This window comes from Algibacter sp. L3A6 (assembly GCF_009796825.1).
Lineage (GTDB): Bacteria > Bacteroidota > Bacteroidia > Flavobacteriales > Flavobacteriaceae > Algibacter.
Genome location: NZ_CP047030.1, coordinates 4,453,692 through 4,468,370, shown reverse-complemented (window position 1 = coordinate 4,468,370; position 14,679 = coordinate 4,453,692). Strand labels below are relative to the sequence as shown.

Genomic DNA, 14,679 nt, shown 5'->3' with positions numbered 1-14,679 from the left:
ATTTAAACTCAAAAAAAATGAAAAATAATAAACCAATTTTATATGTTACTATGGCAGTTTTATTTGCTGGCGTAACAAGTTTGTTTCACAGTTGTGAAATTCAAGAGAATTTTTCATATCAGAATTCAAACTCTAATGCTTCGTTAGGTGTAAATGCTTGGGAATATATACAAGCAACAGACTCTTTAAGTCTCTTTGAAGAAGCTATAAAACTTACAAACACAGAAAGTTTGTACGAGTCTAGTGCTAACAAAACATTTATAGCGCCTTCAAACTTGGCATTTGAAGAGTATCTCGAGGATAACGCATATGCAGATTTGTCTGAAGTGCCAGTGCCAATTTTGCGTAATACTATAAAATATCATGTGGTAAATGCTACAGTGTCTTTTGATGATCCAAATATTTCAGAAAGCAATAATCCGTTGCCATACATGAGTGAAAATGGTCAAACCATTTTTTTATCACGAACTAGTGGTTATATGGGGTTAGTAAATGAAGGCACCAATAAACAATGGAGCATTTTTACTTCCAACTTAAAAGCAACCAACGGTGTTATTCATATTTTACCATCTATAGTTTATTTTTCAGCACGTTCTACAAGTGTAGAGGGGCCTGACGATATAGTAAGAGATACTATATTTCCAATAGCAGATACTTATGTTAATGGTGGAAGCAATTCTGGACGTAATTATGGTGCTGATGTACGTATGAGATTAAAAAATGTGACTGGTAGTGGAGGTTATGATAGAAAGGTTTTTCTAATGTATAACCTAGAAGATTTTACAAAAGAAGGAGTTATAGTCGATTTAAAACTTGAATTAGCAGTAAGTTTTACAGCCGCAAAAGGAATTGATGTAGATGTTTATAATGTAGAAGATACCTCATGGACGGAAATGGGATTAACTTTTGATAATGCTAACTTTCCTACCACCGAACCTATATCTACAATAACATCATCAAAAGTAGATAAATTTGAATTTGATATCATTGATTATTATAACGGTTTAGATCAAAATGGGCTTATTTCGCTTATGGTAGATCAAGAAGCTGGTAAAGATGAAACCGATGAGTTCCATTCTAAAGAAAATACTGGCGGATTCTTTGCGCCTATGTTAATTGCACGATATGCTTCTGGAGGTACAACTTTAATAATCGAAAAAAACACAGGGTTTATGGTGAATAGTGGAGAAGCTTATGCTTTGAACAATGATGTTTTAGAAGTTTCTGGATCTATACCGGCCGATGTTAGTTTTACAATTCAGCAAGCACCACTAAACGGTTGGTTAATTAGAGGTGCAAGTGTTTTACAAGTTGGAGAAACTTTTACACAAGAAGATATTGATGCCATGAATGTGGTTTACATTAATAACGGTACTGGAACTGAAGATACTATTATAGTTGATGGAAAAGATAAAGCTGGAGCAACTTTAGATGCTTTCAATATAAATATAACAGTGCAATAGTGCTAGTAGCCTAACACATGAAAATTAATAGCCCTATGCATTATATAGTAATAATATTATTAGCCATTAGCTCTTGCAGTTCACCCAAGGATGAAAACATTCAACCCATTGAGCCCATAACGCGAATCATTAATTTTTCGGGTTATGAATGGATAGTAAGGACTTCCGATGATGCTAAACAAGGCCCAGGTCCTAATTTGTTTTCAGATTCAGAAGATAATGTTTGGGTAGATGATGAAGGCCGATTACACTTAAAAATTGTACAAAAAGGTGGTTATTGGTACTGTTCAGGAGTCACACTACGTCTATCTCAAGGTTACAAAAAGTATGTTTTTTATGTAGCGAGTAGAGTAGACCAATTGGATGAAAACGTTGTGGGCGGACTTTTTACGTATAAAAACGATAATGAAGAGATCGATATAGAGTTTTCTAAATGGTCTCAGTCTGAAAATCAGGACTCTCAATTTGCAATTCAACCTTCAGATAATGTGGGTAATAAAACGCGTTACGATTTAAATTTGAAAAGCGACTTATCAACGCATTTCTTTGATTGGCAAGCGGGTAGCATAGAATTTGCAAGTTACTATGGACATACTTTGCAACCTAATACAGAAGATGTAATTAGTACATGGGTATATACAGGAAGTGATATTCCTCCTGAAAATGATGAAAAATTAAAAATAAATCTTTGGTTGTTTAGAGGGAATGCCCCAACAAATAATCTACCCGCAGAAATGATTATAGATTGTGTAGAAATACTGTAAGTTTTATAATTATTGAATTAGTCTGCAATTATATAAATTCTGGTTGGTATTAGCTTACCGGCCAGAATTTTTCTAACCTAACATGAAGCACCTACGCTGTGTTTTAATAATAATTTTTAATAAAGAAATGCTAGATTTTACACAGAATATAAACGTTCTTTCTAACAAGGCCACAACAGGTATTGCTGCAGGAAAAGCAGTTGAAGCGTGTATCGTTAAATTACAAAAAACAAAAGAAAAGATACGGATAGTATTTGCAGCAGCACCATCTCAAGATTCTATGCTGGAGTACTTAACACAATCGAAATTGATTGCATGGAATAAGATAGTCGCGTTTCATATGGATGAATATATAGGGCTAGAACCTAATTCACCACAATTATTTTCTTCTTATTTAGAAAAAAACATTTTTTCAAAAGTGCCTTTACATAAAAACATAATTAATGTGAATAATAATGTATCAGAAGAGATAAAAAGGTATACCAATTTGTTAGAAGAAGGACCTATTGATATTGTTTGTTTAGGGATAGGAGAGAATGGGCATTTGGCCTTTAATGATCCGCATGTAGCCGATTTTAATGATCCGGAAATAGTAAAAGTCGTAGAGTTAGATGATGCATGTCGCATACAGCAAGTTAATGATGGTTGTTTCGAGTCTTTCGAAAAGGTGCCTCAAAATGCAATAACATTAACCATACCTACGCTATTAAAAGGTAAACATTTGTTTTGCGTGGTTTTAGGAACTAATAAAAGTGATGCTGTAAAAAATGCACTTACAGAGCCTGTTAACACCGCTTGTCCTGCTTCTATACTTACTACGCATGCCGATTGTAGTTATTATTTTGATAAAAAAGCGTACAAAGGGGTAGAGTTGTTACAAAATGCATAATTAAAAATTAACTTTAAGCCCTAAGATAAATTGTAGATAAGGATATGATGAATTATAAAAATATATTAAAATATTTGTTACTATTAAGTGTTATGCTCACTACTTCGTTTAATATTAATGCACAAACAGTAGCTTCTACCGAAGATTTTAAAGTAAAAGGTTTTCATTTGGACCTTCGTATACAAGTAATGACGCCTGAAGCGCTTAAAACGCTTGCGGACGAGCTTTCCGAGATGGGTATTAATACCTTGGTTATGGAGTGGGAAGGTACTTATCCTTATGAAAAACATGCTGTGATATCTAACAAATACTCATATACACCACAAGAGGTAAAAGATTTTATTGCACACTGTGATAGTTTAGGAATTAAAGTGATTCCCTTGCAACAAAGTTTGGGGCATGTAGAGTACATTTTAAGAAACCCGAGATATAACAACTTAAAAGAAGATAGAAAAGATATTTCGCAATTATGCCCTATGGAAGCTATGGAAAGTAAAGCGCTTTTTAAGGATTTGTTTTCCGATTTGGTAAAAACTCATAATTCAGATTATATTCATATTGGTGGCGATGAAACTTATTTGTTGGGGCACTGCGAAAAATGTCAATTAAAGGTAAAGGAAGAAGGGAAATCGAAATTATTTGTAGATTACATGAAGATGATAACCGAACTCGTTATTGACTTAGGTAAGAAGCCAGTGATGTGGGCTGATATTATTTTGAAACATCCCGAAGCAGCAGCCGATTTACCAAAAGAAACTATTTTTATAGATTGGAATTATGGATGGAGAATAAACCATTTTGGAGATATACCCAAACTTCAAGAATTGGGCTTTACGTTTTGGGGAGCTCCCGCTATTAGGTCGCATCCAGATAATTGGTATGTTACAGATTGGGCAACGCATTTTAAAAACCAGAAAGAATTTATTCCGTATGCAAGAGAAGCAGGATATGAAGGCATGGTTTTAACCTCTTGGTCTACTTCAGGCGTTTATGGGTTTACTTGGGATGTTAATTATGATGTGGTAGATATGGTTCAAATTAGAAATACATATCCATTATCTGGTTTTAGAATTTTAATGGCAAGTTATGCCGAAGCTATCAACCTGAAAACACCTATAAAACCTGAAGATTTTGTAATAGAATATGCCAAAAATAGGTTTGGTTTTAGCAAGAAAGACGGACTAAAATTTTGGAATTTTTTATTAGCTGAACCGGAACTTGTAAGCTACGGAAAGCCAGCTAAAAGTGAAAGCGTGGCAGCAGTTAAAGCTAAATATAATGTGCTTAGAGACGAACTGGTAAAATTAAAACCAAAACGCCATGAAGCAGAATTTAATCAGTTTAAATTAATGGCCGATTTAAGAGTGCATTATTTAGATTTTAAAGCGGTAGATATTAAATATAATGCACCGGATTTCACCAGGTCTCAAGTACCAATATTACTTAAAGAATTAGATGTTATTTTAGAAGATGCTAAGCAGTTAGACAAAAGATTTATAGCGCTTAATAAAGGATTTCTTTATGATGCAGAACTAGAAGAACAGAATAAATTACGAGTACAAGCTGTTCATACGCTTTATGATCGATTGGCTAAATTAAAATAATAAAACAACTATATGGTCTGAAATTATTACCTTGTACTAGACTCACGAACTATCAGTTCTGTTTTTAAAGTAATAGTTTCAGATACTATAGATTCATCCTTTTCTTCAATTTGGCGAATTAATAATTTGGTGGCTGCTTCTCCCATTTGAAAAGCACGGTCATTAATAGTTGTTAAATGAGGTTCTATAATTTTAGAAATAGGATAATTACTAAAACCAACAATAGCCACATCTTCAGGAATATTTATTTTGGCTTTTCTAAATACTTGAATTACACTTACTGCTGTATAATCGTTAGCACAAAATATACCATCTGGTTTTAATGGGCTTTTTAAGTATGTTTCGGCACACGCTACACCTTCGTCATAACTAAGGTTATTGGTGAATAATATTAATGATTCTTCTATAGGTAATTTGTAATGTTTCAGAGCTGCTTTATATCCTTCTAAACGTGCTTTAAATATGTTAGTGGTTTGGCTACCAGAAATATGACCAATTCGGTTGCAACCATTTTTAATAAGATGTTCAGTCGCTAAATAGGCCGATTCAAAATCGTTTATAATTATTTTATTGGCATCAAAATCAGTCGGTACACGATCATAAAAAACTAGCGGAATACCTAGTTTATTGATTTTTTTAAAATGATCACAGTTTTTAGTTTCTATACCTAAGCATACAATAACGCCATCAACCATTTTATTTTGAAGAATTTTTATAATTTCCTTTTCTCTTTTAAGCGAGTCTTTAGATTGAAATATGGTAACATTATAGCCGTTGTTGTATGCAAACTCTTCAATGCCGCTTATAACCAGTGAGTGGAAATGGATATCAATTCGAGGGACAATAACACCTATAGTTTGCGTTTTTTTCTTTCTAAAACTCGAAGCAATAGAGTTAGGTATAAAGCCTAATTCTTCAGCCCGTTTTTGGACCTTCTTTTTTGTAGAATCACTAATGGCAGGATTGTTAGCTAAAGCTCTAGATATGGTAGAGGGCGATAGGTTTAATTCTTTAGCTAAATCTTTTAAGGTTATTCTAGTGTTCTTCATATTAAATACAACAAACGTTTGCTGTTAAGGTTGTTCTGTATTTTACTGTTAAAATAAAAACTTACATTATGTTGAGGTTTTCATTGAAAATAATACAAATTAAATGAATTTAATTTATAAATATCTTTAATAGCTAAAAATAGTTATGCAAACGTTTGCATAGATTGAAAAATATGCTAAATTTGTTATTCATTCTTAATGCGAATAAAATTGTACCTCATTTTTCAAAAGAAAGAGCAATGAGAAATAATTTAATCGCTAAAACTCAAGCCTAAATTCATTATGAAAACGTTTAAAATACTTAATATTTTTCTTCTTTTTTTTATCGCTTTAAGCCATGCTCAAGTTAACATTATACCACGACCTATGGAGGTGTCTATTGGAGATGGTTTTTATGAATTGAATAATAAAACGGCTATTGTCTCCGATGAAATATCTAGAAATCAAGCGGATTATTTAGCTGCTATTTTGGATGATGCTTTTGGAACTAAAACAAAGATTAAGCAAAAAGGAAGAGGTATTGTATTAAAAATAAATCCTGAAATGAAAACGTCTTTAGGAAATGAAGGGTACTACCTTACAACTTCTAAAAAGCAGGTTTTAATTGAGGCATCATCAAATACAGGTTTGTTTTATGGCATTCAATCTTTGAGGCAATTATTACCTAGTGATTTTGAGTTTTCTAAACAATTGAACAAAAAAGTATTAATTCCGCAAGTAGAAATTACCGATAAACCACGTTTTGGATGGCGTTCTTTTATGCTCGATGAGTCTCGACATTTTAAAGGTTCGCAAGTGGTTAAAAATTTATTAGACCAAATGGCGTTGCTTAAAATGAACGTGTTTCATTGGCATCTTACAGACGATCAAGGTTGGAGAATTGAGATTAAAAAATACCCTAATTTAACTAAAGTAGGCGGTTACAGAGAAGACACGCAATCTGTTAGAAAAAGTGATGAACGCTATGGATATCCGCATCAAGGTTTTTATACACAAGAAGAGATAAAAGATATTATTGCTTATGCTGAAGAAAGACAAATTTTAATAGTTCCTGAGATAGAAATGCCTGGTCATGCCATGGCTGCGATAGCATCTTACCCTTGGTTGGGGATTTTAGGAGCAAATACTAAGGTTCCTGAGTTTTTTGGTAAGTTGGACGATTCTTTCAATATAGCCGATCCAAAAGTTTATCAATTTCTAACAGATGTTCTTGAAGAAGTATTCGAGCTTTTTCCTGGTAATGTTGTCCATATTGGCGGAGATGAGGTGATGTTTGATGTTTGGAAAAACTCCGAAATGATACAAAATAAAATAAAAGAAGAAGGATTATCTTCTCCTGCAGATCTTCAAATATTTTTCACCAACCAAATGTCAAGTTTTATGGAAAGTAAAAACCACAGAATGATGGGGTGGAATGAAATACTAGGCGCTAATGTGCACGAATGGCAAGAAGATGCAGATGTGGAAGTGGAGCAGAAATTAGCTAAATCTGCTATTGTGCACTTTTGGAAAGGAAATGTAGACCTTATTAATGAAGCGGTTACTAATGGTTACGATATTGTGAATTCATTACATTCCATGACTTATTTAGATTATAATTATAAAAATTTACCGCTTTCTAAAGCTTATTCTTTCGATCCTATTCCGGAAGGTGTAGATGAAAAATATCATGATAAAATTTTAGGTTCGGGTTGCCAAATGTGGAGTGAATGGATTCCTACGGTACAGCAAATGAACAACCAGGTATTTCCTAGAATTGCTGCTTATGCAGAAGTAGGTTGGACTTCTAAAGTTAATAAAGATTATGAGGTTTTTAAAGAATCACTAAATAAATACAAGAAACGTTGGGAGCTATCAGGTATAGAATATCATAAAGATTTTAAATAATAATTAAATGAAGAAATCTTTAATAGTAAGAAGTCTTTTTATGTTTTCACTATAACTTCTTACTTTATCTTTTAAGGTCAAGTAATCATTACCAATTCCGATTCCTAATCGTAAAAAATATCCAGGTTTAAATTCTGAGTTTTTTATAACATCACTTTTCAGTTGAATTTTAAAAACCGAAGATGATAACATTTCGAGGGTTGTTTTTCCTTCGCCTGTCGTATTTTCTACCAATGAAATGGAAATTTCATTAGAAAAATCGATATTCACCGTTGTGATAATTGCTAGTAAGGGTAATGTAGCCAACAGTATAACAATGATCCACCTGTAATTTCTTTTGAGAACGTACATTTATATTACTTTTTTAAATGATCAATAACTCCAGTTGAAAATACAGTTTTTAATGTTCTTTCTAGTTTGTTTTCATAGGCTATAATAATAGAACTATGTATTATCATTTTATCAAAATCAAAATCAAAATCAAAAACAAAAACTATGGTTAAATAATCTTTTTTTCCTGTTTGATGCCAATTCACGATATGTAAGTTTTCTCCTATTCTCCGTAATCGGTATGGAGTGTCCGCGTTTCTATTACCTTTTCATGGGCCTGAAAATCTATTCATATAGCGATTTTCCGTCGTTAAACTCCATATGTATAGCTTTTCCATCTTGATATTGAAAGTTTAAGGAATACCCGTCTAAAAAATGTTCATCCTCTGCAAATTGAAATTTGTTTTCGTCTGCTAATTTAGTTTGTGAAAAACCTAGACTGCATGTTATAAGACTGATAAATAGTATTAATTTGAGTTTCATTTTCTTTGTTTTTAATGATAGTACAAAGATGAAACAAGTACAGCTTGTGGAAAAGATGAAAATGGGTGTTAAAATGGTTAAAGTAGAACCATTACTTTGTCTTAAAGAGTTTTAGTGGTGAACTCGGATGCTTTTCACGTTATAATTGATTAAGTGGTTTTGCTTAGAATGTTCTTTGAATATTGAGTGAAATAAAGCTAGAAAAACTTCAATTATTGGTGTTATAAAATTTAATAAGAAACGAAAAAAATGAGCTTATGAGTAAAATAGTAGTAATATTCCAACTCAATTGTATATTTTTAATTTTTTAATAAATTACACTAATTATGGCGATTAATTTTGGATTCGATGGAAGCTCTAAAAACAACGATGGTGTTCAGGAAATCCCGTCAAACAAATCTCTGTTAATTCAGAAATTAACAGATTTACCACCATTACTACCCGAGGTTGTAAAAGGGTTGCAAAATACCGAAGCCGTTTTTAAGCACTTTAAACCGAGTGTAAATGTCGTTTTTGATAACCTAGATAAAGGCATGGTTAAGGAAACTATTCGTTTTACCGATATGTTGGATTTTGAAGTTGAAAAAATAGTTTCAAGAAGTGATTTTTTAACAGAGTTGGAACTTAAAAAACGGATCTATTTTGATATTGTAAATAAATTACAAAATAATAGCGAGTTAAAAGAACTCCTTAAAAACAAGGATTCTAAAACAGCTCTTTTGAAAAAAATTCAAGATTTAAAAAAAGAAATAAAAAACTCATAATATAGATGTCATTAATTCAAGATAAAAGTTCTGAAAGTGAAAATAATCGCGATTTTGAGATTAATCAATTAGAAGATTTAAGTTTTGATGTTTTGGAAACCATTATTCCAGAATTAAGATATTTGAACTCTAACAAGCCTCAAGAAAAGCATAACTTTTTAAAAACATCTGTAAGTAAAAAAGATAAAGAAGAGCTTTTATTAACTCTTGATTTATGGGAAGAAATACTTAAAGAGGATGCTGAAACTGATGAGATGATAGATTCTACCTCGCAGAAAATAACAGATACCGGTTTAAATTATATTAAAAATTTAAACTTGTTGGTGCAGAAATCTAAAGATTTGGAGGTGGCGTACAAATCTGTTGCTTTGTTTTTTGAAAATACACAGAAAAAAAAGGTACATAATTTAACCATTTTAAATGCCGATTTAGAACAGCTAAAAGATTTAGATAATCCTGTGTTTATTGATGCTGTGCGCAATGAAATTAACGATGCTTATGATAGGTTAGATTTAGTTGATAATTACTCACTTTTAATTATTCCAGGGTATTTAGGAAGTAATATGGTTTTAGATAAATGGGCTAAAATAGCTCATGATAATAAAGTGTTATTAATTACAGATTTTGCTCATTTGGATGGTCCAGATGATGTGGTAGAACTATTTGAAAGTACAGACCATGTTCGAGCAGATATTTTCTTGTCGAATACCATCATGACCTGTAATTGGTTGGTTGGTAGAGGTAGGCATGATTACATTAATGAGGACGATGATTTATACATTCCGCCATCTACATCCTTAGCAGGTAAAATTTACAGTAATAAAATGTCTCAAGCGAGTGCTGGAACAAAGTTTGGTGTTTTGGCAAGAATTGGAGGTGTAAGTTTTGATCTCAAAAAAAATGATTTAGCATCATTGGAGCGCCTTGGTTTAATTCCGATGGTTTATAAAAATGGCGAGATTATAGCTTTTTCGGCCAAAACAATGTTTAATGGTGATAATTTAGGGCTACAAACTTATTCTGTGGTTAGAGTCTTTGATTACGTAAGCAAGGCGCTTATCGATTATTTTAACAGAAAAACTTTTGAGAATTTTAATGTCCGTACTAGAAAAGAATTTATGCGGGAAATAGTAGATTTTTTAGATAATAACACAGGATCACAAAAATTGATTGAGAGTTTTGCCATAAAGCGTTTAGAACAAGACTCCCAACATAAAGATCGTGTTTACTTAGAATTACATATGGAACCTTATTTTCCTGCTAAAAACTTCTTAATTAGGTTGGATGGTAAAATTGGTGGTTCAGGTAAGGCTAATACTTGGGAAGCGTCTTATGAGCAAAAGGCTAGGGGGTAGTGGTAATTCACGCTGCATTAAAAGCTGTGTAAGCCCCATAGTATAATGAAAATTTGAACTTGTTGACATATGTTGATACAAGACACTTACGTCAATACTGTTTTATCGAATTAAAAAATATAGAAAGTAGAATGAGCTACTTAAATTCTTCAGCCGTTTTAATCCCTGTGCTCATAAAGACCCTGTCAAATTCATTTTTATTTTTAGAAAAATATTGTCGCACTTGTTTTGGAAGGCTATTATCGTAAAATGGATTAAAATTAATCATTGTAATAATATTGTCATTTTTATTCAATATTAAAATTAACCCTCTTTTAAAAAAATCATGATAATTTCCTTCTATATCCTGTTTACTCTCATAATTTTTGTTGTAAGTATATAAGTCATCATAAATATTTTCGGCTTTTATAGATGTGTCGTAAAATAATTCAAATGAAAGGTATGGGCCAGCTGATGAAGATAGTATACAGTTGATGGATTCTGCTTTAAATAAGGAGCTAAAAACTTGAGGTGTTGGGTAATATAAAATACTTTCTTTTATAGAATCATGGTATGTTATTTTCTTTGATGCCATGAATTTATTCAATGAAGCGGAAGATGTTCTAAAGCTTTCATCACAGATTTTAATTTGGCTGGGTTTTGCGATATTAGGAGTTGTAGTTGTTGGTTTTATTGAGTCATTTTTTGATATTATATCATCATATTCTACTGATTTTTCTTTTGACTGTTTACAAGAAAGTCCGATTGCTAATAAAAATATAAGTATATATTTCATTGAATTTATTTTATTGAATATCTTTTAAGTTCGCCCCAAGAACAATTTTACTTTCAACTTTAAAAATTTGTTTGTAAATTCCTGAATAATCATAAATTTTCATTCCTGTTATTTTGCTACCAATTTTAATATAGGATTTAAAAACAACCGAATGGCCATATTGAGGATCATTTACATCTCGTTTTTTTATTTTTTTTAAAACTTTGCTTAAAGAAGTTCCATTCCAATATTGAATCATTGCCCCTTCTTTCAATTTACCTTCCCAGATTTCAGATTCAGAAACTAGTTCGGCATAACCTTTCATAGCGAGTGTTCCTCCTACACCATAACCAAAATATGTTGGGGGTATATTATTAACTACAGTCCCAGAATATAAATAATCTTGACCCGATAAATTTAGGCTAATTACTTCAACACCAAATTCATCCAGGTAAGCCTTTCTAACTCTTGCCATTGAAACAGCAAAACACATTCCATAAGGATTTTGATAAACATTAGCTACGTCAAAGGTTTTTAAAGGTTCACTATAAGTAGGTGGTTCATCGTAGCCTGATGGAGTTCTTATTAAACCTTCTATATTTGAGGTAAGTCGAATACCTATTCTATCTCCGAACTTGAAAATTACCTTAATCCTCCCACAATGCACATTTTTGAGTTCTCCTACATTCCACTCTTCATTGTCATCGTCTTTAGCATGAAAATCAATATAAAATGCCTTACTAGTTTTTGCTGTAAATTCTAGCTCTAAATTAAATTCTGTATTATATGATGCCGTAAATTCTTGTTTGCTTGTTATCTTTATTTCAGGATCCTTCTCAGATAAATGTACGCTTATAATACCATCGTCATCATCACTATCCACAGACCCTTTCTTAACTTTAAAAGAAAGTTTTATTTTATCTTTTGAAGTTGTTAATTGTTGCGTAATAAAAGTTCGTTCATCTTCGTCTATATATTTTGATAATGTGGTTTCTTCGTTCTTACCGTTTTTATCTTTAACATCAGATAAAGTATCACCATCAATTAAATAGGTGTTTTCACGAGGATCTTTTATTTCTTGAGGAGTGACTTTTACCAATGGTAAAAACTCATCCATTAATAAACCAGATGAAGTTTTCGAGTTACTAGAGTTGTCTGATTGTGTTGCAGTAGGCATAGCTTAGTTTTGTTTTTTTGCGATTAATTCTACTTTCATCGTGTCGGCAGTAACTTCCAGACCTAATAACTGGTCATTTTCTAATAATTCTCCATTATATTCGAAATTGAAATCACTATCGCTTAAGTCTAAATCGATAGATTTACCGACCATACCACTTGTATTAATTAAAAGAAAGACAGTTTTATTTTTTCGAAGTTTAGATATTTGTTCTCCTTCACTATTTTCGTAGTACAAATCAAGAATAGAAGTTTCTTCTTCTTGAGTAGCTGTCTCCTCAACCTCTTCAAACGGATTACTAGGATTCCATTTTTTTTCATGAATAGTTCCTCTAACACGACTAATACCATAAGATATTATAATGTGCATATACATTGGATCATCGCCTGTAGATGAAAAATGCTCGTATAAATTAATAATATGTGCATTGGCAAACTCAATATCAAAATCTTTTTGGAAGCCATCGCGTTTAAAAAAACGAATGTATCCTTTAAACATGCGGTCTGGATGGAACATGTAATTATAAAACAACTCGTCGTCTTTAGTAGACTCGAAAGCAAGTTGTAAAGGCTCACTAACGGGCAGTTGTGTGGGCCTGCCATTGTAATCGGCTATTTGTGAGTAAACTAGAACTGAGTTTAGTAGGTTTCGCTCTTGGCCTTCTATATATAGTTTTGCTTTAAATGACACTTATATGCGTTTTAATTAGTTGGAAACAAGGTAAAAAAAAAACCTTAATATTTGAAGATTAAGGTTTTTTTTGTGAGAATTTTATTCTTCAGAAATAATAATGTTATCTATTTGGTATTCTGTTTCAGATGGTGTACTACTTTTTTTGTTATATCTAAAACCTATTCTAAAACTATCATAATCGCTAGGTATAGTAATTGTAGTTTCTTTTGTTATAAAACCACTTGTGTCTTCTGAAAGTACAATATCATCGATTTCGTTAGCTTCTGAAAAATTAATATTATCTCCTGAAACATTTTCTACAATAAATATTTCAAGATCATTACTATTAAAATTATTTACATTGATGTCTACTGAAAGCTTTAATGTACGTGTATTAACTATCTGTACTTCTTTAGTGATTAACCAAGCATCGTATTTTTGAGTAGGTCCACCTTTTTCTATTTCGGCAAAAATATTATCATTTGTTTTTTTTGCTTCCCAACGTATAAAAAGTTGTGGGTCTGAAATATTGATATTCTCCCATCCATCTAGCTCAATAATCTCATTAGTATCTGTTACACTTTGAAAATCTTCATATAGCAACACACTATCATCTATGCAGCGCTCTTCTGTAAAGTCGATATCATTAGTATCTCTAATAATAAGTTTGTTTTTTGAAAGTATTGCAGTTATTGCACCTTGTTCTGTAGGGAAGGGTAGCGCTTTAAATGTAGATAAACCGCTATTTTGTAAAATAATGGTTTGGGTATCTTCATCTATGCAATTGATTAAAGTTTTATCCACATCACTGTTGTTATCTATATTGGCATACGTTGTGTTTAATTGCTCATCAATAATTTGCACATTTTCGATAGATACTAAAATTGTTGAAAGAGGTTCATCTGAATTAGCAGCTTCTAGAATTTCGTTTATCGTTATTGTTTTAGGAACAATTGCTTCGTTATTATTTGTTGAGATAACAAAATCTTGAAAATCGTCGCTAGAAATGGGGGTGATTTCTCCATTGCTATAAGCACCAATATGGATTACATTCTCCTCTTTTTGCATACCAAGTCCGTTAAGCTTTAAGAGAATTTCTTGACCTATACCGTGAGTAAGGTAAATATTATCTAGGGCAACATCTATAACAACGCCACTTGTAGGGTCCTCAGTTTTATCTTGTATGTAAATTTGCTGATTTATGTTTTTGCTAACATCACTAGAAATAATAAATCCTGAAGCTATTAAAGTAGCTCCATTTTGTACTTGATTAAATTCTACAATATCGTTTTCATATAAGCTAGTAATAGCAAGCAATTCGGTATTAGCTTCTATATCTTTATCTTGCTCTGGCGTTATAGCGTTATCATCATCTCCACAAGCAAATAGAGTGGCTACAATTATGCTTAATAACATAAAGGGTTTTAGATAGGTGTTTTTCATGTTTTGGGGTTTTAGCTTTTTTAATTTATCTTAAAGTGGGGGTAG

Annotated in this window: 15 protein-coding genes; 7 read left to right on the top strand and 8 right to left on the bottom strand. The window is 31.9% G+C overall.

Annotated features, from left to right (window positions below; all coding sequences use genetic code 11):
• The first annotated feature begins 17 nt into the window (after positions 1-17).
• From GQR98_RS18345 to GQR98_RS18330, 4 genes are all read left to right on the top strand, one after another.
• A complete protein-coding gene (locus tag GQR98_RS18345; protein WP_159020882.1) occupies positions 18-1,463 on the top strand; it encodes a DNRLRE domain-containing protein in 1,446 nt (481 codons plus the stop codon).
• A 17-nt stretch (positions 1,464-1,480) separates the two neighbouring features.
• Complete coding sequence (locus GQR98_RS18340) at positions 1,481-2,227, top strand: glycoside hydrolase family 16 protein (RefSeq protein WP_159020880.1); 747 nt, start codon at positions 1,481-1,483, stop codon at positions 2,225-2,227.
• A gap of 82 nt (positions 2,228-2,309) precedes the next feature.
• Positions 2,310-3,116 (top strand): 6-phosphogluconolactonase, encoded by an 807-nt coding sequence (locus GQR98_RS18335; protein WP_199270242.1) that lies wholly within the window; start codon positions 2,310-2,312, stop codon positions 3,114-3,116.
• A 44-nt stretch (positions 3,117-3,160) separates the two neighbouring features.
• Positions 3,161-4,720, top strand: coding sequence for a family 20 glycosylhydrolase (locus tag GQR98_RS18330; protein ID WP_199270241.1), 1,560 nt, complete (start codon positions 3,161-3,163; stop codon positions 4,718-4,720).
• 26 nt (positions 4,721-4,746) lie between these two features.
• On the opposite strand, the gene GQR98_RS18325 is transcribed toward GQR98_RS18330, so the two are convergent.
• A complete protein-coding gene (locus tag GQR98_RS18325) occupies positions 4,747-5,769 on the bottom strand; it encodes a LacI family DNA-binding transcriptional regulator (protein WP_159020878.1) in 1,023 nt (340 codons plus the stop codon).
• A gap of 282 nt (positions 5,770-6,051) precedes the next feature.
• Between GQR98_RS18325 and GQR98_RS18320 the strand changes: the two genes are divergently transcribed.
• Positions 6,052-7,656, top strand: a complete 1,605-nt coding sequence (locus GQR98_RS18320; RefSeq protein WP_159020876.1) for a beta-N-acetylhexosaminidase — start codon at positions 6,052-6,054, stop codon at positions 7,654-7,656.
• 3 nt (positions 7,657-7,659) lie between these two features.
• On the opposite strand, the gene GQR98_RS18315 is transcribed toward GQR98_RS18320, so the two are convergent.
• The 3 genes from GQR98_RS18315 to GQR98_RS18305 all read right to left on the bottom strand — a co-directional run bounded on the left by GQR98_RS18315 (position 7,660) and on the right by GQR98_RS18305 (position 8,469).
• On the bottom strand, positions 7,660-8,007 hold the full coding sequence (locus tag GQR98_RS18315) for a hypothetical protein (protein WP_159020874.1): 348 nt from the start codon (positions 8,005-8,007) through the stop codon (positions 7,660-7,662).
• Between the two features lie 5 nt (positions 8,008-8,012).
• Complete coding sequence (locus tag GQR98_RS18310; protein ID WP_159020872.1) at positions 8,013-8,192, bottom strand: hypothetical protein; 180 nt, start codon at positions 8,190-8,192, stop codon at positions 8,013-8,015.
• A 79-nt stretch (positions 8,193-8,271) separates the two neighbouring features.
• Positions 8,272-8,469 carry a hypothetical protein gene (locus tag GQR98_RS18305; RefSeq protein WP_159020870.1) on the bottom strand — a complete coding sequence of 66 codons (198 nt, stop codon included), beginning with the start codon at positions 8,467-8,469 and terminating at the stop codon, positions 8,272-8,274.
• A 326-nt stretch (positions 8,470-8,795) separates the two neighbouring features.
• Here GQR98_RS18305 and GQR98_RS18300 point away from each other — a divergent pair, with 326 nt between their 5' ends.
• Positions 8,796-9,233, top strand: a complete 438-nt coding sequence (locus GQR98_RS18300) for a hypothetical protein (protein ID WP_159020869.1) — start codon at positions 8,796-8,798, stop codon at positions 9,231-9,233.
• Positions 9,234-9,238: 5 nt separating this feature from the next.
• Entirely contained in the window at positions 9,239-10,588 is a 1,350-nt protein-coding gene (locus GQR98_RS18295) for a type VI secretion system contractile sheath protein TssC (RefSeq protein ID WP_159020868.1), read from the top strand.
• A 136-nt stretch (positions 10,589-10,724) separates the two neighbouring features.
• On the opposite strand, the gene GQR98_RS18290 is transcribed toward GQR98_RS18295, so the two are convergent.
• The 4 genes from GQR98_RS18290 to GQR98_RS18275 form a co-directional block, all read right to left on the bottom strand.
• Complete coding sequence (locus GQR98_RS18290; RefSeq protein WP_159020867.1) at positions 10,725-11,363, bottom strand: hypothetical protein; 639 nt, start codon at positions 11,361-11,363, stop codon at positions 10,725-10,727.
• 10 nt (positions 11,364-11,373) lie between these two features.
• Positions 11,374-12,519 (bottom strand): hypothetical protein, encoded by a 1,146-nt coding sequence (locus GQR98_RS18285; RefSeq protein WP_159020865.1) that lies wholly within the window; start codon positions 12,517-12,519, stop codon positions 11,374-11,376.
• 3 nt (positions 12,520-12,522) lie between these two features.
• Positions 12,523-13,209 (bottom strand): type VI secretion system tube protein TssD, encoded by a 687-nt coding sequence (gene tssD, locus GQR98_RS18280; RefSeq protein ID WP_159020863.1) that lies wholly within the window; start codon positions 13,207-13,209, stop codon positions 12,523-12,525.
• A gap of 81 nt (positions 13,210-13,290) precedes the next feature.
• Positions 13,291-14,634 carry a DUF5689 domain-containing protein gene (locus GQR98_RS18275; protein WP_159020861.1) on the bottom strand — a complete coding sequence of 448 codons (1,344 nt, stop codon included), beginning with the start codon at positions 14,632-14,634 and terminating at the stop codon, positions 13,291-13,293.
• Positions 14,635-14,679: the final 45 nt, after the last annotated feature.